Annotated in this window: 18 protein-coding genes; 12 read left to right on the forward strand and 6 right to left on the reverse strand. The window is 71.2% G+C overall.

Translation table 11 applies throughout. The annotated features are described in order from the left end of the window. Positions 1-623: 623 nt before the first annotated feature. The 5 genes from WMF14_RS15410 to WMF14_RS15430 form a co-directional block, all read right to left on the reverse strand. The gene (locus WMF14_RS15410) at positions 624-1,637 is read right to left on the reverse strand and encodes a hypothetical protein (protein WP_437801736.1); all 1,014 of its coding nucleotides are present in this window, start codon (positions 1,635-1,637) and stop codon (positions 624-626) included. A 68-nt stretch (positions 1,638-1,705) separates the two neighbouring features. After that, on the reverse strand, positions 1,706-3,079 hold the full coding sequence (locus tag WMF14_RS15415) for a hypothetical protein (protein ID WP_437801738.1): 1,374 nt from the start codon (positions 3,077-3,079) through the stop codon (positions 1,706-1,708). Between the two features lie 57 nt (positions 3,080-3,136). Next, a complete protein-coding gene (locus WMF14_RS15420; RefSeq protein WP_437801740.1) occupies positions 3,137-4,003 on the reverse strand; it encodes a hypothetical protein in 867 nt (288 codons plus the stop codon). Between the two features lie 24 nt (positions 4,004-4,027). Continuing rightward, positions 4,028-4,687, reverse strand: coding sequence for a class I SAM-dependent methyltransferase (locus tag WMF14_RS15425; RefSeq protein WP_437801741.1), 660 nt, complete (start codon positions 4,685-4,687; stop codon positions 4,028-4,030). After that, entirely contained in the window at positions 4,680-5,399 is a 720-nt protein-coding gene (locus WMF14_RS15430) for a class I SAM-dependent methyltransferase (protein ID WP_437801743.1), read from the reverse strand. Before WMF14_RS15430 ends, WMF14_RS15425 begins: the two co-directional genes overlap by 8 nt. A 523-nt stretch (positions 5,400-5,922) precedes the next feature. On the opposite strand from WMF14_RS15430, the gene WMF14_RS15435 reads away from it, so the two are divergent. From WMF14_RS15435 to WMF14_RS15450, 4 genes are all read left to right on the forward strand, one after another. Continuing rightward, entirely contained in the window at positions 5,923-6,474 is a 552-nt protein-coding gene (locus WMF14_RS15435; RefSeq protein ID WP_437801745.1) for a hypothetical protein, read from the forward strand. A gap of 565 nt (positions 6,475-7,039) precedes the next feature. Further along, complete coding sequence (locus tag WMF14_RS15440) at positions 7,040-8,458, forward strand: SGNH/GDSL hydrolase family protein (protein ID WP_437801747.1); 1,419 nt, start codon at positions 7,040-7,042, stop codon at positions 8,456-8,458. A gap of 324 nt (positions 8,459-8,782) precedes the next feature. Beyond that, positions 8,783-10,180, forward strand: a complete 1,398-nt coding sequence (locus tag WMF14_RS15445; protein WP_437801749.1) for a sigma-54-dependent transcriptional regulator — start codon at positions 8,783-8,785, stop codon at positions 10,178-10,180. A gap of 482 nt (positions 10,181-10,662) precedes the next feature. Then, the gene (locus WMF14_RS15450; RefSeq protein WP_437801751.1) at positions 10,663-12,399 is read left to right on the forward strand and encodes a glycoside hydrolase family 43 protein; all 1,737 of its coding nucleotides are present in this window, start codon (positions 10,663-10,665) and stop codon (positions 12,397-12,399) included. Between the two features lie 223 nt (positions 12,400-12,622). Here WMF14_RS15450 and WMF14_RS15455 read toward each other — a convergent pair whose 3' ends face one another. Then, positions 12,623-13,852: a hypothetical protein gene (locus WMF14_RS15455; protein WP_272103704.1), complete on the reverse strand. Its 1,230-nt coding sequence runs from the start codon at positions 13,850-13,852 to the stop codon at positions 12,623-12,625. 19 nt (positions 13,853-13,871) lie between these two features. Here WMF14_RS15455 and WMF14_RS15460 point away from each other — a divergent pair, with 19 nt between their 5' ends. The 8 genes from WMF14_RS15460 to WMF14_RS15495 all read left to right on the forward strand — a co-directional run bounded on the left by WMF14_RS15460 (position 13,872) and on the right by WMF14_RS15495 (position 21,007). Continuing rightward, the gene (locus WMF14_RS15460; RefSeq protein WP_437801753.1) at positions 13,872-14,195 is read left to right on the forward strand and encodes a hypothetical protein; all 324 of its coding nucleotides are present in this window, start codon (positions 13,872-13,874) and stop codon (positions 14,193-14,195) included. 686 nt (positions 14,196-14,881) lie between these two features. Next, complete coding sequence (locus WMF14_RS15465) at positions 14,882-15,139, forward strand: hypothetical protein (RefSeq protein WP_437801755.1); 258 nt, start codon at positions 14,882-14,884, stop codon at positions 15,137-15,139. Continuing rightward, positions 15,136-15,951 (forward strand): hypothetical protein, encoded by an 816-nt coding sequence (locus tag WMF14_RS15470; RefSeq protein WP_437801757.1) that lies wholly within the window; start codon positions 15,136-15,138, stop codon positions 15,949-15,951. Before WMF14_RS15465 ends, WMF14_RS15470 begins: the two co-directional genes overlap by 4 nt. 438 nt (positions 15,952-16,389) lie before the next feature. Next, on the forward strand, positions 16,390-16,809 hold the full coding sequence (locus WMF14_RS15475) for a hypothetical protein (protein WP_272103710.1): 420 nt from the start codon (positions 16,390-16,392) through the stop codon (positions 16,807-16,809). After that, the gene (locus WMF14_RS15480) at positions 16,806-17,639 is read left to right on the forward strand and encodes a class I SAM-dependent methyltransferase (RefSeq protein WP_272103712.1); all 834 of its coding nucleotides are present in this window, start codon (positions 16,806-16,808) and stop codon (positions 17,637-17,639) included. Before WMF14_RS15475 ends, WMF14_RS15480 begins: the two co-directional genes overlap by 4 nt. A 146-nt stretch (positions 17,640-17,785) precedes the next feature. Beyond that, positions 17,786-19,792 (forward strand): type VI secretion system Vgr family protein, encoded by a 2,007-nt coding sequence (locus WMF14_RS15485; RefSeq protein ID WP_437801759.1) that lies wholly within the window; start codon positions 17,786-17,788, stop codon positions 19,790-19,792. Between the two features lie 19 nt (positions 19,793-19,811). Then, on the forward strand, positions 19,812-20,168 hold the full coding sequence (locus WMF14_RS15490) for a PAAR domain-containing protein (protein WP_272103715.1): 357 nt from the start codon (positions 19,812-19,814) through the stop codon (positions 20,166-20,168). Between the two features lie 14 nt (positions 20,169-20,182). Then, positions 20,183-21,007, forward strand: coding sequence for a DUF4123 domain-containing protein (locus WMF14_RS15495; RefSeq protein ID WP_437801761.1), 825 nt, complete (start codon positions 20,183-20,185; stop codon positions 21,005-21,007). Positions 21,008-21,018 lie beyond the last annotated feature (11 nt).

Below are 21,018 nucleotides of genomic sequence, written 5' to 3' on the forward strand. Positions count from 1 at the left end.
CTCGCTTGGTCAACGCGCCCGCCTGAAGGGTGTGCCGAGCCGAACCCTCGCTCGACCCGAGTTCGCCGGCATCTACCGCGGTACTCACGGTGTACGCTCCGGCGCCATGTCGCGCCGCCAGCAACGGCCCTCGAGCTTGTCCGAGGCACTCTTGGCCTGCACGGCCCCGGGCTCTCGGTGCTGAGCAGCGGCGCCCACTTACCGGCGCCCGAGGTGCCCCTCGACTCTGCAGCCGCGCCGAGTTCGCCGACGCCCGCCTCGGCCACCCCGCCCGCGCCGCCGCGCAGGGGCGCCGCCGAGATCGCCTCGAGCTCCTTGCCGAGAGCGCACTCGAACTCGGGCAAATTAACGGCGGACGCGATGGAATGGGTCAGTTTCACCGTGCGTTTCGCCGACTTCTATGCGATGCTCATCGTTCACAATCCCTGAGACATTTTCCGTTTGCTTCGTTGCACTCGTGCATGCAATTCTTATCTCCCTTCGGACAGTTTGCTATGCACTTCTCGTTGATTCTGTCGCAACGCTGCTTGCACTTTTCAACCGGATCGCCATTCGCGCCGCTCACCCACCGGCACGAGCCGCACGACTGCGCTCCCGAGCCGAGGTGCACCCCATTGGCATACTCACATCGCTCCTTGGCTTCGTCCAGGCTCGCATGATGGCCCTGGTACAGTGAGGTGCAGGCACCGGCCTCTCCCCAGTTCTTGCATTGAGTCGAGCCAGCCTTCCACGAGGTCGACGTCGGCGACGATCACCCCTTCGTCGCCCGGGTCGAGGTACCCGGCGCGATCCGGAAACCGCTTCAGATCATGCGCCTGCCCCTCGTCGACGTACACCGACGTGCCACCGCCCTCCGCGCCGTCGCAATAGAGCACCGGCCGCCCGTACCGGCGCGCCTCCTCCCACGCCTTGCCGGCGAACTCCGGCAGGGTGTGGTGCGGCGTCAGGCTCGGTACGGCGAGGAACCGACAGGCCCCGAGGCGCTCCGCCACGAGCTTCCGGTGCGGTTCGCCCTCTCGAAACAGGAAGTCGAGACAGACCAGCACGGCCATGGGCCCCGGGAAGCCGTCGGGCATCTCGACGGGCGTCCAGGTCGCGCCAGGCCGCATCGAGCTCCGCTCCGGGATCGCTGGGCTCAGCTTCGCCTGCAGGCCGAGCAGCCTGCCGCCGTGGAGCACCGGACATACCGACTGTCCGACCGTGGGAAGCGCGGCCGCACCGAGCCGCTCGTACATTCCGGATCGCCGCGCTGCCCGGTCGACGGTGTGCGTCCCGGCCACGACGACCATGTCACCCGCGGCCTCGGCGACGCCCTCGAGGATCTCCCACGGAACGCTGTACTCGGGGAGCACCGCGATCCTCGCGCCGTACTCGCGGCACGCGGCGAGCACCGCCCTCACCCGCGCGAGCAACTGCGCGTCGTACGCCTCCCGGATGCGCCGGCGGAGCGCGTCGAGCTTCGGCTTGATCGCCTCCGGCACCTCGCCCCGCGAGGGAAGCAACGAGTCCGACGCCACCCTCGGATCGAACAGCGGATCCTCGAGCGGCGATCGCCGATCCACGACGATCGCCGGATGATAGGCGAGCTGCACGACAGCAACCCGCGTGTACGTCGACCCCTTCGCCGCCTTCTGCACTCGCTCGCTCCCCGCTGCCCGGCGCGTCCGCTTTTACCATTGCTCCGGCGCCGACGGAGCCATCCCAGTCACCGGCGCTCGGTGACCGCGAGCCGGCCACGGCGGAAGATCGGCCGCCGGAGCCGCGGCGCCCCCAGCGCGAGCGCGGCCCCGCACGCGAGCGCGAGCCCCTGCAGGTAGAACCGCGGCAGCGCCACCACCGCCTCCAGGTGGTGCCGGCCGGGCCCGACCCGCACCGCGAAGAAGCCCGGGGCGACGCGCCTCGATGCCAGCTCGACGCCGCCGTCGCGCACGCGCCAGCCGCTGTACGCCGTCGCGCGGAAGACCACGTCGACAGGCGCCTCCGCGTCGACGGTCGCCTCGTACACGCCCGGCTCGCGCGGCACCTCGCGCACGCTGGCGCGGGCCGCGTCGCAGCCGTCGTCGGCCATGGCCACGCGCTCGAGCGGGCCGCGGGTGGCCTCCAGCGCCATGAGCTCGCCGGGCGTGTCGAGCGCGGTGCGCGGCTGCTCCAGGTGCTCGAAGAGCGCCGCGAGCAGATCCGCCTCCCGGCCGCGCCATACCTCGCGCACGCACCCGAGCCCCACGTAGTCCGTGCCGCCCACGCGCCGCGACAGCTCGACCTCGCCGCGCCTGTCCACGAGCGCCCACGCCTCGGGTGGCCCCGGCCGCTGCGCGGTCAGGTGGATGAGCGTGCGGATGCCGAGCGCCTCGGCACGCGCGGCGCTCCCGGGGCGCTCGGGCGCCACCTTGAGGAAGGCCGCGGCGTGAACGCCCACATGCGCGCCGGCGCCGGTCGAGGCGGCCATCGGGACCGCGCGGCGGAGATCGGCGGCGTGCATCATGGAGCAGGTCGCGAACTCGTCCTCGACGGCGTAGCTCGCGCGGCCGGGCGGCGCCTCGGCGAGCCAGCGGGCGATGAGATCGGGGTCGAAGCCCTCGGCGGGCGGCGGGCAGCCGCGCGACGCGACGAGCGCGGCCTGCTTCTCTGCCATGACGTGGAGATCGGCCGCGCGGGCGGGGATCTCGACGGCCGCGACGAGCGCGAGCGCGGCTGGCAGGAGCCCGGCGACCGCGGCTGGCAGGAGCCCGGCGACCGCGGGGCGCGAGCGGCGCGCGCCCCGCGCTGCCAGCGCGGCGCCGATGCGCGCGAGCGCCGCGGCCGCGAGGTCGAGCGCGCTGAGGATGGCCGCGGCCGCGACGAGCGGCAGGAGGGCGAGGGCGCGCATCGGCTGGAACAGCGAGAGCAGCGCGCGGCCGAGCGGGCCTGCGCCGACGATCCAGCCGCCGCTCATCGACAGGAGCAGCGCGACCGCCGACGCCGCGAGGACGGCCCGCGACGCCGGGGCGCGGAGGCGCGTCGCATGCAGGAAGCAGGAGGCGATCCATGCGGAGCCGATCACCGGGGCGTGCTCGTAGTCCAGCAGGTCGCCCTCGAGCATCCACGGCAGCACGCGCTCGGGCCCGAAGCCGATGTGCCGCCAGCCGAGGCCGGCAGGCTAGCCGAAGGGCGCGGCCATCGACGCGATGCCGGGGCCGTAGAGCGCGACCGCGACCAGGCCGCCGCCGGCGAGCGAGCGGAGCACGCGCGCGCACAGCCGCCGATCCCACGCGGCGATCGCGGCCGCGCCCAGGACGGCGGCGCTCACCGTGAAGACCTGCGGGTGCGTCGCCGCGCAGGCGGCGGCGAGCGCCGGCCCGAGCTCGAAGCGGGCGGGGCGGATCACCGCGGCGGCCCAGGCGATGACGAGGGGAATGACCAGGATCTGCGAGAGCAGCCCGAGGAGGAAGAACGACGGCCACCCGCCGGCGAACTGCACGTACGGCGCGACCCACGCGAGCGCCACCGCGCCGGCGGCGGCCGACGCGGGCCGCGCGCCGACCGCGCGGGCCGCGGCGAGGACGACCAGCGGGGCCCCGACGAAGGCCGCGAAGCCGAGCCCCTTCACCGCGACCACCGGCGCGACGCCGAGGCGGATCAGCGCCGCCACGAGCAGCCAGCCGACGGGCGGGTAGTGCAGCGCGATCGGGAAGCCGCCGTTGTTCGTGGCGATCCACCCGTGCGGCAGGCCGCTCGTCGCGATGTCGAAGGCGATGGCGAGGTGCGAGATCGTGTCCTTCGACAGCGCGGCGCCGGGCCCGGCGAGCGCGGGCGCGTCGCGCAGCGCGGGCAGGAGCGCGACCGCCACCGCCGCGGCGGCGGCGAGCCAGGCGAGGCGCGGCGAGGGCCCGGGCGCGGTGGCTACGGCCGGCGCGGGCCCGGACGCGACGGGTACGGCCGGCGCGGCAGGGCCGGCGGCCGCGCCGGCGCGGAGCTCGGCCAGCCGGAGGACGAGCACGCCGAGCGCGAGCAGGAGGTAGAGCATCAACGGAGCTCGCCGGCGCCCGGGTCAGCCCGGGGCGCGCTGCCAGGTGCCGAGGAGCGACCAGCCGGTGAGCGTCCGCCGCACCGACACGAGCCGCATCCGCTCCCCGACGTCGAGCGCCGCGAGGCTGCGCTCGTCGAACTTGCTCGGGTGGATGTGCTTGCGCGAGAAGCCGTCGCGGCGCGCGATCCACTCGAGCACCGTGGCCTCGAGGAGCGGCAGCGTGGACAGCCGGCCGTAGTTCGGGGTCGTGAGCAGCAGCGCGCCGCCCGGCGCGAGGCGCGCCGAGAGCCCGCGCGCCCAGCGCGACGGATCGAGGGTGTGCTCGACGACCTCCTTCGCGAGCACGACGTCGAACGGGCCGTCGAACCCGCCGCCCGTCGGGAGCTCGTACGGCCCCGGACAGACGGCGAAGCGCTCCGCGCGCGCCGGGTAGAGGCGCCGGCACGCCTCGATGGCGCGCGCGTCGAGATCGCAGCCGTAGAGCTCGGTCGAGGGCGGGGCGCCGGGGATCTCCCCTTCGAGGCCGCAGCCGACGAGGAGCACGCGCGGGCGCGGGCCGCGGGCGGCGATGGCGCGCGCGAGGGGGCGGGTGAGCGCGCCGTGGTAGAGCGACCACGGGAACCGCTCGCGGCGGCGGTGGTTCGAGAAGTAATCGCCGGGCGGCGCCGCCGGGTCAGCCATCGGGCCCTGCCTGCGCCACGAGCAGGTACTCGGCGGCCGCGTCGCCGCCCGGGGCGAGGCGCCCGAGCGCGTTGACCACGGCGCGCGCCACGTCGGCGGTGAGCGGGCGGAGCGCTGGCATCGCGATCCAGCGGCCGGTGAGCTTGCGCATCACGTAGCCGAGCAGGCTCGGGTACAGCATGAAGTCGAACGCCCACGAGGTCGGCCGGCCCGCGATGGGCCGCGTCTCCACGAGGTCGAAGCCCGCGCGCGCGAGGTGATCGCGCCAGCCCGCCTCGTCGTAGAGGTGGACGTGCGAGAAGACCCGATCGAGCGCGTCGCCGTACGCCCGCGAGAGGCCGACGAGGCCCACGGAGCGGAGCGCCTCGGGCAGGGCGAGCTGGTACGTCCAGTCGGGCGTGGGCACGATGAGCACGAACCGCGCCCCGGGCCTGAGCGCGCGCCGGATGTTCACGAGGGCGCCGTGGAGATCGGGCACGTGCTCGAGGCTGCAGTTGGCGATGGCGCTGCCGAAGAATCCCTCGGGCAGGTGGACGTTGACGATGTTGCCGCAGATGAGCGTGCGGTACGACGCGGTCCGCTGCGCGCGCTGCACCTCGGTCGGGTTGATGTCGATGCCCCACGCCTGCTTGTCCGGGTAGGCGAGGCGCGCGAACAGGCCGTCGCCGCAGCCGACGTCGAGCAGCGGCTCCGGCAGATCGAGCTCGCGCACGGCGCGCAGCCGCACGCACTCGCGGATGGCGAGCGCCGCGGGCGCGAAGGCGTAGTAAGCGGAGAAGTCGTCCGCGTCGAGCGGTCACTCTCGGTCCATCGGAGCGCTCATCACCCGTGGAGGCGCAACGAGCGCCGGTACGCGCGGACCGCTTCGATCGGGGGCGGCCCGTCGGTCGGTTCGACGATGGCCTCGAGGGCTCCGGGGTCGAGGTGCGGCAGGGACATGCGCCGCATCCTAACATCGGAGCGGCGCTCCTCGGGTGCGGCCGAGTTTCTCGGACACGGGGATCGGCGCCTCACGACCGCGTCTGGGCACACCTTCACCGCGCCGGCGCGCCTTCGGTCGAGCCCCCTCCTGCGCCGCCAAGCGCGACACCGCCTCCGCGGTCACCGCCGGCACCGGCACGCCGGTCGCGATCAAGACGCCGACGGGCTGCCAGGTTGGGTGGCGTACGGCCGCCTTGCAGCGAAGATCGCGCGTCGATAGGCTGGCACGCATGTGGATGCGTGTCGTCGCGGCGATGTCGATGGCCGGCTGTGCGTCGAACGGGCAGACATACGCGTACGTCATCGAGTCGACCGACGCCGGCCTCGTCGTGGAGGCCAAAGGGATCTTCTTCGCCACGGAGAAGGACACGATCGCCAAGGCGCACGAGAGAGCCCGCGAGGCCTGTCCGGAGGGCTACACCGTGCTGTCCTCCAACGAGGGAATGGGCATGAGGACGGAGCGCGGCATCGTATTCCGGCTCCGCTTCCGGTGCGGTCGGGAACCGGTCGCGCGACCCGTCGACCCTCCCTGGTTCTGCGGCCGGCAGTCTCAGGAATGCTTCTCTTCGAGCGACGGGTGCCAGCTGCGCCTCCGCGAGCGATGCGAATCCCTACCACTCGACTGCCACGACTCGTGCGCATCGCAGGACGTCGCGGCGTGCTACGACGTGAGCGACCTCAGTAGCGGCGTTCGGGTAGCCACGCGGTGCAGCAGCGACCTGGGCATCTGCGAGCGCCGAAGGTTCGACGAGTTCAATCACGGAACAGTGCTTGCCCGGGTGAGCGAGTGCGTGGAGCGCCGCTGACCCGTCGACCCAGCCGGCGCGAATGCTATCGCAGCCGGTCTCGTGGCGCGGCGCTCTTGCGACCTGCTCGGCGGCGGGCGCCTGGCTGGCCGGAGCGCCGCCCGCGAGACCCACGGCGGCCTCGGGTCATGGGCCGAAGCGCCTAGACGACGCGTCGTGCCGGGTGTTACCAAACGTAACGCGCGCGCATCGAAGCGTTACCGAACGTAACGTCACGTGGCCGGACGACGCCACCCGGGCGTCCTCCCGGCGATGAACCGAGTAGTATATTGAGTCCTCATGTGACACAGTCGACCGCGCGGGTGAGGGGCATGGCATCGGCCCGCGCTCTCCCGCGCGCCTCCGGACATCGACGGTGGGCAGCGCAGCCATCCAGACGAGCTCTTCGATGGATCCGAGCTCGATCCAGGCGACGCTGCGCGCACGAGCGAACCGGCGCGCTCTCGGCTGAAATCAAGGAAATTCGAAAGTTCGAATGCGCTGAAGGAGCTGCTGATCGGGGGCGGTGCGCCGAGGGGCAATTCGAACGATCGCGAACACGGCAATCTTTCGAGCGTCGAGGACCATGCGAAGAATACTTTGTGCTCTTCTGTTTTTGGCTGTCGCCGGCTGCGGCGATGACACGGACACCACGACGTCGAGCAGCACGTCCAGCTCGACGTCCAGCTCGAGCAGCGCGGCGGCGAGCTCCGGCGGGGGTGATGCCTCTGGCGGCGGCGGCGGCGGCGGCGGTGGCGGTGGCGGCGGCGACACCGGCGGCGGCGGCGCTGGCGCCACCGGCGGCGGCGGCGAGGCCACGGGCGGCGGGGGCGGTGACGGCGGCGGCGGCGGCGCCGGCGGCGCGGCGGAGGCGCACTGGGTCGGGACGTGGACGACCGGTCCGCAGCTGACCGAGACCAACAACAACCCGCCCGAGCCGGGCCTGGCCAACAACACGCTGCGCCAGGTCATCTATACCTCGATCGGTGGCAAGGGCGTGCGGCTGCTGCTCTCGAACGAGTTCGGCGACGGGCCGGTGACCATGGAGTCGGTCCACATCGCGGAGTCGACGACCGCCGACGGCATCAACGTGGCCACCGATCACGCCCTGAAGTTCGCGGGCGCCGATTCGGTGACCATCGCGGTGGGCAAGACCGTCTTCTCCGATCCGATCGAGTACGCCATCAAGCCCAACACCAAGATGGCGGTGACCATCAAGTTCGGCGCCGTGCCGGCCGGGATCACCGGGCACCCGGGCTCGCGGACCAACTCGTACATCCAGACCGGCAACGGGGTCTCGGCGGCGAGCCTGACCTCCCCTGTGTCCACGGCTCACTGGTACTACATCACGGGCCTCGACGTCGACGCGGCTCCCGAGGCGGCGGCGGTCGTCATCCTGGGTGACTCGATCACCGATGGCCGCGGCTCGGACACGGACGGGAACACCCGCTGGCCGGACTTCCTGTCTCGCCGGCTGCGGTCCAATCAGGGGACCCAGCAGGTCGCCGTGCTGAACCTGGGCATCGGCGGGGGCACCGTGCTCGCCGGCGGGCTCGGGCCGACGGCCAAGGCCCGCTTCCAGCGCGACGTCCTGGACCAGCGCGGCGCGAAATGGCTGATCACGTTCATCGGCGTGAACGACATCGGCAACGACAGCCAGCCGCCCGTCGCCGACAACCTGATCGCGGCCTATGGCGAGTTCATCACCAAGGCGCACGACAAAGGGATGCTCGTTTACGGGGCGCCCATCACGCCGTTCGGTGGCAACGGGTACTACTCCGCCGCGCACGAGGCCACCCGCCAGACGGTCAACACCTGGATCCGCACGAGCAACAAGTTCGACAAGGTCATCGATTTCGAGCCGGCCGTCGTCGACCCCAGCGATTCTACCAAGCTGAAGGCGGACCTCGACTTCCAGGATGACGGGCTGCACTTCAACCCGACCGGCCTGGAGGCGCTGGCGAACGTCGTCGACCTCTTGCTGTTCGTCCCCCAGCCCAAGTAGAGCCGAGGCCGCTCTGGGGGGCGTGGGGGGCGCCCGATCGGGCGCGCGGAGCTCCGAGCTCCCGCGCGCCCGGCGAAGGCCACCCGCTCCCCCGGCGGAGAAAGCGCCTCGGTCCTCGTAGGCGCCATGACCGGTAACCTGGACAACTGAGCCGCCAATGTTGACGCGTTGCGCTATGCGTCCTCGCGTATTCAGCCGCAACGGTCCTGAGTAGCCTTGTCCCATGCGCGGAGGAGACGACACGGAGGCCAGCGCGACGGATGGCGCGCCCGTGCTCGTGGCGGCGGCCGCGATCGGGGCGAGGCGCTGGATCGAGGTGGCGCCGTGAGCCGGATCCTTCTGGTCGAGGACGAGGTCGTCATCCGGACGGAGCTCCGGCGGCTGCTCGCTCGTCATGGTCACGACGTCATCGAGGCGGGGTCGGTCGAGGATGCCTCGGCGGATCACGATCTGCGCACGTTCGATCTGGTGCTGGCCGACGTGCGCCTGCCCGGGGCGCCGGGCACCGCGCTCGTCGGGCAGTGCGGCGGCGCGCCGGTCGTGCTCATGACGAGCTACGCCACGGTGAAGGCGGCCGTGGACGCCGTGAAGCGCGGCGCCGCGGATTACCTGTCGAAGCCGTTCGATCACGCCGAGCTGGTCGCCCTCGTCGACCACCATCTGCCCGGCGCGCGGCCTGCGCGGGGCACGCCGTCCGACGCCGCGCCGCGCGACTCGGTGCCCGCGTCGTCCGCGCCGCCCGCGCCGCCCACATCGGAAGACGACGAGCTCGAGGGCATGGTCGGCGGCTCTGCGGCCATGCGGGAGGTGTTCGCGCGGGTGCGCAAGGTCGCGCCGAGCGAGGCGACGCTGCTCGTCCTCGGCGAGAGCGGCACGGGCAAGGAGACGCTCGCCCGCGCCGTGCACCGGCTGAGCCCGCGCCGGCAGATGGCGTTCGTTCCGGTCCACTGCGCGGCCATCCCCGAGGGGCAGATCGAGGGGGAGCTCTTCGGATACGAGCGCGGCGCCGTCCCCGGCGCGATCTCGGCGCGCGCCGGGCTCTGCGAGGCCGCGGAGGGCGGGACGCTGCTGCTCGACGAGATCGGCGAGCTGCCGCCGAAGGTCCAGGCGCGGCTCCTCCGCTTCCTCCAGACGGGCGAGGTGCGGCGCGTGGGCGCGACCCGCGCCCGGCGCGTCGATGTGCGCCTCATCGCGGCGACGCGCCGAGATCTCGTGGCGATGGTGCGCGACGGATCGTTCATGAGCGACCTCTACTTCCGGCTGCGGGTCCTCGAGATCCGCCTCCCGCCGCTGCGCGAGCGGCCGGGCGATGCGGTGCGCCTCGCGGAGTCGCTGCTGAGGCGGCGCGCGTGGGCGATGGGCCGCGCGCCGCTGACGCTGACGCCGGAGGCGCGCGCCGCCATCGCGGCGGCCCCCTGGCCTGGCAACATCCGGGAGCTGGAGAACGCCGTTCACCGCGCGATGGTCCTCGCCGACGCGAGCGAGATCGGGCTGGATCTGCTCGGGCTCGACGCGCCCCCTCAACCGACTCCGCCCGCGCCTGCCGCGGACGCGCACGAGGGAGAGCCCCCGTCCGACTCCCTCGAGGGCTATTTCCGCCGCTTCGTCCTCGAGCACCAGCACGAGCTGACGGAGACCGAGATCGCCCGCCGGCTCGGCATCAGCCGCAAGGCGCTGTGGGAGCGGCGGCAGCGGCTCGGGATCCCCCGGCCGCGATCCTGAGCCGCCATCGACGGCGACGCGCGTGTCAATTTGGGTTGACTGGCTCGATGTGAACGTTCACAATTGACTCAGGTGCGCTCGGGCAGGGCGGTGACCTGACCAGGCCCCTCCTGGGATCGGCATTCTTGGCGGAAAATTGAACAGGGAGCCGGGGAGACGGGGAGATTGGTGGGAGTTGATTCCCCGTCTTCTCACCTCCCTGTGAGTTCCCCCGAAAAACTTGTGGCGATGCTTCAGGGCGGCCGTCGCGCGACCACGGCGGGTCGTCCCGGCCAAGGAGAAGCGTCGCCTGGACGCGTTCATTTTTCATTTTTCTGAAAGCCGCGCGCCGCGCGCTCACGCTGACACCTCTTCATCGGGCCATGACCATGCACTTCTCTTCCCAACCTCCCAGCACCCGCTCTCTCAACCGACGCGCAGGCGGTACGGCGTCTGCTGTCTGTCTTCTCGCTCTCCTTGCAGGGTGTAGCGGGGAGTCGCAGGTGGGCGATGGCGGCAGCGGCGGCGGCGGCACCACGGGCGCGACGACCGGCCCCGGGATGGGCGTTTCGAGCAGCAGCGGCTCGGGCGGGAGCAATGGCCAGACGACGAGCGTCGGTTCGACGAGCGCCAGCGGAGGCTCGGACGCGACCGGAGGCGGTGACCCCGGTACCGGCGGCAGCGGCGGCGACGGCGACGGCGGCGACGGCGGCGGCGCCCCGGCTGTCTGCCCCGAGACCTACTCCAATCCTCTCATCTGGCAGGACCTCCCCGACCTCGAGGTCATTCGCGTCGACGACACCTACTACTACACGGCGTCCACGTTCCACCATGCGCCGGGAGCGCCCCTGCTCCGCTCCTACGATCTGGTCCACTGGGAGTACGTTTCACACTCCGTTCCCCTGCTGGACGTCGACCCGTCGTACGACCTGAGCGGGGGTCGATCCTATGTCAACGGCATCTGGGCGTCGACGCTCCAGTACCGGAAGAGCAACAAGACCTTCTACTGGATGGGCTGCATGCACAACAAGGGCGGCGGCTGGGTCTTCACATCCAAGTCCCCGGAAGGTCCGTGGGAAAAGCACAAGGGTGGCTGTTACTACGACATGGGGTTGTTGATCGACGACGACGACACCATGTACGTGGCCTCCGGCAACAACACGATCAGCGTGGCGCAGCTGAGCGCGGACGGCTTCAGCCAGGTCAAGAGTCAGACGGTGTTCCAGACGCCGGGCGACCTCTCCGGACCGCTGGAGGGCTCCCGCTTCATCAAGAAGGACGGAGTCTACTACATCTTCACCACGCAATACGCGAACGGTGAGTATGTGCTGCGCTCGACGAAGGGGCCCTTTGGTCCCTACGAGATGCGGCCCTTCGCGGTGAGGGTGCCCTACGCCGGCGCTCCGGGCTCCGGCGGCTCCCCGCACCAGGGCGGCATCGTCCAGACGCAGAACGGCGACTGGTACTACCTCGGGTTCAACGACTCGTACCCGGCCGGCCGCATCCCGGTGATGGCCCCGATGACCTGGAACGACGGCTGGCCCTCGCTCACGCTGGTGGACGGCAAGTGGGGAGGTACGTACCCCTTCCCGGACCTGCCTTGCGGATCGAATCGAGTGAAGCCTCCTGTGACCAAGGACACCTTCGCGGAGGCGACCCTGCGTCCAGAGTGGGAGTGGAACCACAACCCCGACAGCACCAAGTGGTCCTCAGGGGCCGGGCTGACGCTGCAGACGGCCACGGTGACCGACGATCTGTACGCCGCTCGAAACACGCTGACGCGCCGTGTCGAAGGACCCGTCTCGATCGGGACGATCGAGCTCGACTACAGCAAGATGCAGAACGGCGACGTCGCCGGCCTGGCCGCCCTGCGCGACGTATCGGCGTGGATCGGGGTCAAGAAGGCCAGCGGGGGAGCGCGCGTCGTGATGACCAACGGCGTCAACATGAACACCTCCTGGGCCACGACGGGCAAGGGCACCGAGGCGGCTGGCGCGGACGTGTCCGGCGGCAAGATCTGGCTGCGCGTGGAGGCCAACGTCCGCTCGGATGGCGGCGGCGCGCAGGCGCGCTTCTCCTACAGCACGGACGGCACCCGATTCACCAACCTGGGCAACACGCTCAGCATGAACAAGAACTGGCAGTACTTCCTCGGCTACCGGTTCGGCATCTTCAACTACGCCACGCAGTCGCTGGGCGGATCGGTGAAGGTCGCTTCCTTCGAGGTAACCAAGCCGTAAGATGCGAGCCGACCGCCCGCATGGTCATCGGCGTGACCGAGAGCGAGAGCCCCACGGGCCCGCTCGAGGGCGCGTTGGATCGCCAGCCGGCTCGTGCGCCGTGTGGGGCGGCGTCGAGCCGGCGGCGTTCATCGATGGCGATGGAGAGGCGCGTGTTGGCGGGGGACTGCCCCCCAGGGGCCGCTCATGCAGCGGGCCGCGGGGAGGGCGGAGCGGGGCGAGCCTACTTCTTCGTCGGCGCGGGCGCGCCGCTCTGGATCCAGCTGCGGAGGGCCGAAAGCTCGGCGCTCGTCAGGCTCGGCTTGCCGTCCGCGGCCTGCGGCATGACGCCCGTCTGGCAGGTGCCGCCTGCGGAAGGCCTGCATCCGGCGTTCCCGGCCGTCCCTGCGACCTTGAGGTAGAGCCAGCTCTGGTCCGGGTTCCCCGGGACCACGAGCTTGAACTGCCCACCGCCCCTGGCCGTCTTGTTGACGAGGCCCGCGACGATGTCCGCCGAGCTGATGTCGCCGCCGAGCGACAGACCGGCTTGGGGACCGGTCGACGGCGCAGCGTGGCAGCCGCTGCACTTGTGGATCGCGCTCTCGAAGATCGGACGGATGGTCTCGTGGAAGACGCCGGACTCCTCGGGCAGGGGATTTCCGGGATCCGGATCCGGCGTCAGGTCGGGGTTGATGACCTGAGCGATCGCGTCCATCTCGTAACACTGGGCAGCGACCGCGTCCTTCAGCTTCTGATCGGTGGGCGACATGCCCTTGGCGACACGGTACTTCTCCCAGACGTTGTCGATCCAGCCGTGCAGCTTCCAGAACATGTAGTTGTCGATGTTCGTGAACTGGTTGCCGAGGCCGTGGTCGGTGTTCTGGGAGCGCACCCACTTGAAGTGGAGATCGCCGTGCAGGCCGCTGGCCTGCTGGTTGGTGCCCGGGATGGCCTGGCCGGCGAAGCACTGGAGCCACATGCCGAGCGCGCCCTCGTCCGGGAAGCGGCTCAGGTTCTCCGGCTTGTCGATCTCGTCGCCGATCTTCGCGTTGGCGAGCGTCGTGGCGCTCCAGGGCCTGAAGTCCGATCTCCACTGCTGAGGCACCTCCTCCGCCGTCGTGGGGAACTTCTTGAAGCCCTCGAACTGCTCCGAGTGCTTCGGCCAGAGCTGCTTCAGCGACTGGATCATGTGCCGGTGCATGGCGAGGAACTGGAAGCCGTCGCCCGTGCTCTTGCACTCCTGGTCCGACGGGACCGGGACCGCAGACTTGCAGATATTGACTCTGCTCATGCCCATGCCGCCGGTGCAGCGCCGGATGCTATGCCACTCGAAGTGGGCGGCTTGCCATTCGTTCTCCTCCATCCAGGAGATGACCTCCGGCTGAACCGTGAGATCGATCTGACCGTTCTTCGTGAACTCCGCCGAACCGTCCTTCATCGTCGCGTCGGTGGGATGGGGATCGTAACCGTCCACGCAATGATCCTTCGGGTGCGTGTCGCCCGTTCCGCTCGATCCGCCGGTGCCGCCGGCGGGATCTCCGGTGGACGAGGAGGAGCCCGTCGTCGCGGTGGAGGTGGAGGGGACGCCGGCGCCGGCGCCGCTGGTGCTTGCGCCGGGACCGGTGCTGGTGCCGGTGCCGGTCAACGAGGAAGTCGAGGTGGAGGTGGGCACGTCGCCGCCGCCTGCTCCACCGGTGCCCCCGGCGTCGGGATCGTCGCCGCTACAGGCTCCCAGCACCAAGGCGGTAATGCACGAGAGTAATCCGAATGTGCGTTGCGAGATCTTGCCCAATGACACGGTGGACGGACCTGCCTGATCGTTGATTCGCATGGTGCTCCTCGTTACCGCTGATGCCGGACCGCTGGGTGCCGGGCGCATGCTTCCGCGCGGCCGCTGAGCCAGACGCCAGATGGAGCATCGGCCAACCGCCGGTAGCATTTGCGTAGCACGAGGTTTTCGAGCGGAGAAGCGGGTGTAAATTTGCTGCGAAACGATCGTCGCCGTCTTTGGATGAGGCGTGGGGGAAGGGAAAGTAAAGAGTTTTTAATAAGTCAAGGGTGATTCGCCGCTCACCCCAGGTGATGAAAGGCGCGTTGCGCCATCCGGCTTCCGCCTGGAAAAGTGAAGCTGTACCGATGGCTGATCGCCGTCATGAGCTATCGACCCGCTCAGGCCGGTGACGGATCAGGTCATCGCGATGCCGCTGGTCGGCTCCCTGGACGCGCCTCGGCGACCTCGTGACGCCTCGAACCCTGAAGGAGGGTATCGCGTTCACCCTGCGGCGCGAGCGCCGCGGCTCTCGGGCGCCGGCGCGCGAGTGGGCTGCTCGATGAGCTCTCGGCGATCGTCACGGAGCATGTCGGGCGGCCCGCGGGCGCATCTTCTGGCTCGTTGACCCTCTCGCGCGACGCGATCTACCGTGCGACTGCCCCCCATGAACCTCCACGTCGTCCGCCAAGGCGAGCACCCGGCTGCCATGGCGCGTCGCCGCTGAGCGAGGCGATGCTTCCGGCGGACGAGGTCATCAAGAAGCTCGTGCACGTGCTCGCGCCGTACCTCGGCGAGAACATGGCGCGCGCGGCCGTGCGCAGCCAGGCGGACAAGCTGGGGTTCAAGCACGGGCGCCTGTCCCCGGCCGACGTGGAGCGCCTGCTCGCCGCGGTCGCGCCGGGGCTCGGCGTGTTCGTCGGGCGGGACAAGGCGCAGCGGATCCTCGACGATGCGCGCGCCGCCATCGGCGCGCCGGGAGGAGCTCCATGACGCGAGTCCCCGTTCGCCGCGTGGCGCCGGTGGTGGTGACGATCGTGTGCGCGGTGTACGTCCCGCGCCTCCTGCCGCAGGCCGCGGCGCTCTCGGAGCGGCTCCTCCCGACGCCGGTCGTCGATACCGTGGGTCCGCTCGTGCGGCTCGCGTGCCTCGCGGTCGCCGCCGTGTTCGGCCTGCGCAGCGCCGCGCGCCTCGAGCGCGACAACCCGGCGCGCGGCCCGTGGTTCCTCGTCGGCGCCTGGCTCGCGCTCTTCACCCTGGGCCAGGTCGGGCTCGTGTACTACCCGCTCGTCGCGCGCGCGCCCACGCCGCTGCCGTCGATCGCGGACGCCGCGTTCCTCCTCGGATATGCGCTGTTGATCGCCGCGTCGGTGCGCTTCGTCTTCGTGTACCGCGCCGCCGGCTTCCCCGTCGGCAGCGCGCGCGAACACCTCGGCATCGCCGCGGGCGCGGCGGCGGCGATGGCGATCGTCGGTTATCCCGTGCTCGCCCCGATCGCGCGCGCGCCGGTGCCGCTCGGCGAGCGGCTCATCAACATCGCCTATCCCATCCTCGATCTGATCGCGCTCGTCCCCGCGCTGGTGATGCTGCGGATCACCCGGGCCTTCCGTGGCGGCAAGGTGTGGGCCATCTGGGGATCGCTGCTCGCGGGCTGCGCGCTCATGGCCGCGGGAGACATCCTGTTCGCGTTCTTCTCCTCGGCGAATATGACGGCGTTCGGGCCGGGCGTGGACATGATGTTGCTCCTCGGGTACTTCGCCGCGGCGTGCGGGACGATGCTGCAATACGAGACGATCACCGACTGACGACGGGGGGGCGGTACACGCCGCAGGGGAGCCGTCGCCGAGGCGCAGACCGTTCCAGGCAGCGCGCGATGTCACGGTGAGAGCGTGACGTCGGGTGTGACATGTCACGCCCCCGGCCGTGACATGTCACGCCGCTGTCGCGGTCGGGGGTGTGACATGTCACGGCGGCTCGCCGGGCGGAGAGGTCGACCCGTTGGCCTGGCGCGCGCCGCGGCTCGCCCAGTTCGGCCGGATTTGCCGCATCGATACGCTTGCGCTGCCCCGATCAACGTCACGCTGGCGAGGGCGCGCCTGGCGGCATGCGCGTTGCAAAGTCACTCGATGACTCGATGGCTCGATGACTCGATGACTCGATGGCTCGCAACACCCGTCCAGGGGCGCGCGGCACCGCCGCGCCATCACACGGAGCGGAGCGTCATGATGTCTGCGCCGATACCGATGACGACAATGAATCTCCTCACGAGGTACCTCTCTGTCGAAGAGCCGATCGACGGGGCGCTCCTCCGCGCCAACGTGCCGAGCCCGCTGTCCTCTGTCGCGTTTCATGAGGACGTCGAGTGCATCCGCAGGTCGTTCGCCGCGGGGTTCCCGGTTCACCTGGCGATCCACCGGGTGGACAGCGCCGAGGCGGCGCGCCGGGACTACACGGCGCTGCACACCCACGACGGCCCGGAGATCAACGTGATCCTCCCTGATCCCACGGGCCTCGAGTACCGCATCGAGCTCGGTTCCCGCGTCCACCACGTCACCGAGAGCACGAGCATCTGGATCCCGCCGGGCGTCCCGCACTCCGCGAACGTGGTCCGGGGCTCTGGCTACCTCATCGCCGTGCGCTTCGATGACGGGGGTGCGAGATGAGACGTGACCTTCCTCGGAACCTCGACAGGGACGCCGGCGTGAGGGGGCCCGCCGTGGCCGCGTCGAGCCCCGCGCAGGCCTACCGGAACGCGAGCCTCTGGCAGAGGGGGCGCGGCCAGCGCCTCATCGCGTTCGCCGGCGTGAGGCCGGGCGAGCTCGTGCTCGACCTCGGCTGCGGCACCGGCGGCCTCACGCGGCAGCTCGCCGAGCTCGTGGGCCCCGACGGGCGCGTCCTGGGGATCGATCCGGACGAGGCGCGGATCGAGCTCGCCCGGCGCACCGCAGGGGCGCCCAACCTGGAGTTCCAGGTGGCGGCGGCCGAGACCCTCGGCGAGGTCGCCCGGAACCGCCCCTTCGATCTCGTCTTCTCGAACTTCGTGTTCCACTGGATCCGCGACAAGCGAGCGGTCCTCCGCCTCATGCGCGACCTGCTCCGCCCCGCGGGGCGCATCCTCGTCCAGTGCGTCTCGTCGCTCCCTGCGCTCGTCGGGGAGCTCTCGCGGCTCGCCGACCCTTCGGGGGAGCGGATCCTGCGGGACTTCGCCTTCGAGGAGGCCGCGGCGCTCGCGCACCACGTCGAGGGCGCCGGGCTGCAGCTGCTCCGCCTGGAGGAGCAGCATGGAACTCACGTGTATCCGACGCTCGACGCGCTGCTGAGGTGGTGGCAGGCGACGACCCACGACCGGTTCGACCCGCGGACCGTCGAGCCCGCGGCGCTCTCGCGGTTCGCCGAGCAGCACGGCGACGGCGGCGCGTTCCGGGTGCGCGAGACGTTCTGCTGGTTCGAGGCGCGGCTCGCCCCGGCGCACTCGTGGGGACGCGGCGGCTGACCCGGCCCCGTGTTCGACGAGCGCGGCGCTCCGGTGCGGCCCGATTCGCTTGACCCCGTTGCCACGTCCCCGTTCTCTCCTGAGGTGGGCTACCATCCGCTCCCCGCAGCCTCCCGCGGCGGCGCTCGCACCCAGGACCGATCCGAATGTCGATCTTCGAGCTCTCGTTCCAGTCCGGGGAGGCCTTGCTCTCCGTGCGCCGTGTCGTGATCCAGGAGGCCGTCTCCGAGCTCTTCACCGTCTCGGTGTGGGCCCGGTCCAGGCTCTCGGATCTCGAGCTGGAGCCGCTCGTCGGTCAGAGCGCGTCGCTCCAGATCCAGCCCGACCCCGAGCACCTCCACTGGCTGAGCAGCAGGCTCTGGCAGGGCGTGTGCAGCCACGTGGAGCAGGTGCAGGCCGAGCCGACGGGGCTCTCGACATACTACCTCCGCATCGTGCCGCGCCTCTGGCTGCTCACCCAGCGCCGCGGACACCGCATCTACCAGCACCTCTCCATCCCCGACATCGTCGACGCGCTCCTCGGCGAGTGGGCGATCGAGCCGGCGTGGAAGATCGATCGCGGCGCGTATCCAAGGCTCGAGTACAAGGTCCAGCACGGCGAGAGCGACCACGCCTTTCTCTGCCGCCTCCTCGAAGAGGCAGGCATCGCCTACACCTTCCCGGACAGCGGGAAGGACGCCAAGCTCACCCTGAGCGACAAGCTCGAGTCGGAGCCGCTGCGGCCGGGGCCGCCGCTGCCTTACATCGACAACCCCCTCGAGACCTCGGAGCGCGAGTTCGTCACCAGGGTGCGGCTCAGCCACGAGGTCCGGCCCGGCGCGAGCACGATCCGCGGCCACGACTTCCGCAAACCCTCGTTCGCGCTCACCGGCGAGGCGCCCCCGGCGCCCGCGCCCGAGGCGAAGTACGAGCAGTACAGCTACGAGCCCGGCGCGTTCCTCGCCGCGAGCGCCGGGGGCGGCGCGCCCGTCGGCGACGCCAAGGGCGTTTACCGCCACGACCCGAAGCACGGAGCCGATCTGTCGACACGGGTCCTCGCGGCGATGCGCGCCGACAAGCGCGGCGTGCTCTTCGAAGCCAACGTGATCGACCTCTACCCGGGCCGGGTCTTCTCCGTCGATCAGCACCCGCACCCGGAGGTGGGAAAAGGGCCGCTGATGGTGGCCGAGCTCGAGATCGCGGCCTCGCTCGACGAGCCGTGGAGCGTGCACGGGCGCGCGCTCTTCGCCGATTCCAAGGTCCCGTACCGGCCGGCGCGCAAGACGCCCAGGCCGGTCGCGCCCGGGCTGCAGAGCGCGACCGTGGTGGGGCCGCCGGGCGCCGAGATCCACACCGACGAGCTCGGACGGGTGCGCGTGCAGTTTCCGTGGGATCGCGAGGGCAAGCTCGACGACAACAGCTCGTGCTGGATGCGCGTGAGCCAGGGCTGGGCGGGAGCCGGCTTCGGGATGTTCATGCTCCCCCGCGTCGGCCAGGAGGTGCTCGTGGCCTTCCTCGACGGCGATCCCGATCTCCCCATCGTGGCCGGGCGCGCCTTCAACGGCCGTGAGCTCGTGCCGTACAAGCTGCCTGATCACAAGACGGTGAGCACCTGGAAGAGCAGCTCGTCGCCCGGCGGCGCGGGCTACAACGAGATCAAGTTCGAGGACCAGGCGGGCCAGGAGCTCGTCTACATGCAGGCGCAGCGCGACAGGAACCAGCTCGTCAAGCGCGATGAGGTCGAGCGCACCGCGCGCCACAAGCGGAGCACCGTGGGCGGCGACGAGCACGTGGTCGTGAAGGGCACACGGAAACAGCTCGTCCACGGGGGCGACCACGTGCACGTGAAGCTGGACCAGCGACAGGCCGTCGACGGCTCGGTGTCGCTCACGGTCGCCGTGAACCGGGACGAGCGCGTGGGCGCGAACCACGCGCTCGAGGCCGGCGGGCAGATCCACATCAAGGCGGGCGCGACCCTGGTGCTCGAGGCGGGCCAGCGGCTCACCATCAAGGGGCCTGGGGGCTTCATCGACATCCACCCGGGGGGCGTCGACATCGTGGGAACCGTCGTCAACATCAACAGCGGCGGCGCGCCGGGCGCCGGCCAGGGCGCGAACCCGGCGGCGCCGCTCCAGGCCGAAGAGGCGCACCCCAAGGACACGCCGTCTCCCTGAGACGAGGAGGAGCGAGATCATGCCCGCCGCCGCGCGCCTCACCGATCTGCACACCTGCCAGACGCACCCTGGGCCCACGCCGATCGTCACGTCGGCCAGGACGGTGAACATCGGCTTCCAGCCCGCGGCGCGGGTCGGCGATCGCGCCGCGTGCCCGGCCAGCGCCGCGATCGTCGAGGGCTCGGCGACCGTGTTCATCGAGGGCGCCATGGCCGCGCGGCTCGGCGACGAGACGGCGCCGAAGGGCGCGATCGTGACCGGGTGTCCGACGGTGAACATCGGCTCGACCCCCGAGATCGACGCATTGCTCGCCGCGTCCGCGTCGGGGACTCCATTCCTCGATTGCGAGAGCTGCCGGATGGGCGGCGCCGGGTGAAGGCGCTGCTCCACGTGACATCAGGGCTGCTCGCCGGGCGGCGCGTGCGCCTCCAGGCCGGCGAGGCGCTGCGCGTGGGGCGCCTCGGGCGGGCCGAGCTCGTGATCTCGCAGGACGAGCAGATGGCGCCTGTGCACTTCGAGGCGGCGTGGGACGGCGCCGTCTGCCGGCTCCTCGATCGGAGCCGCCGGGGGACGCTGGTCGACGGCAAGGCGGTCGCCGAGGCCGCGATCGGCGACGGCGCCCTCGTCGTCGCGGGGCAAACCCACTTCCTGCTGCGGCTCGTGCCCGACGATCAGGGCGCCGATCTCCCGCCCGCGCCGCCGCGCCCGCCGCCGTCACGCGAGCTGCTCGCCGCGCGGGCCGCCGCGCTCGCGGCGCTGCAGAGCGAGCCGGAGCCGCTCTTCGCCCTCCTCGACGCCGCCCGCGATCGGCGCATCCTCACGCTGCTGCGCGCCTGCGAGGAGGAGAATCGCTCGCTCTTCGAGGGGGTCGCGGGCGAGGCGATGGCCCGGGCGGCGCCGCACCTGGTGCGGATCGAGAAGGGGTCGGCGCTCTTGCCGGTGCTGGTGAACGAGGGGTGGGGCGAGAGCTGGGGAGTCTACCTGACCGGGCGGAGGCCGCTCCGAGAAGTGCGGCAGAGACTGCGGCGGTCGCTGATCGTGAGGGATGAAGAGACGGGGAAGAGGCTCTATTTCCGCTTCTACGATCCGCGGGTGCTGCGGTCGTTCCTGCCGTCGTGCTCGGTCAGGCAGCGGAGCGAGATCGTGGGGACGGAGATCGGCGGATTCCTCGTCGAGGGCGAGGCGGGCGAGGCGCTGCGGCTCGGGTGCGGCTGACGGCGCTGGGG

Origin of the sequence: Sorangium sp. So ce693 (assembly GCF_051521375.1) — a bacterium.
Lineage (GTDB): Bacteria > Myxococcota_A > Polyangia > Polyangiales > Polyangiaceae > Sorangium > Sorangium atrum.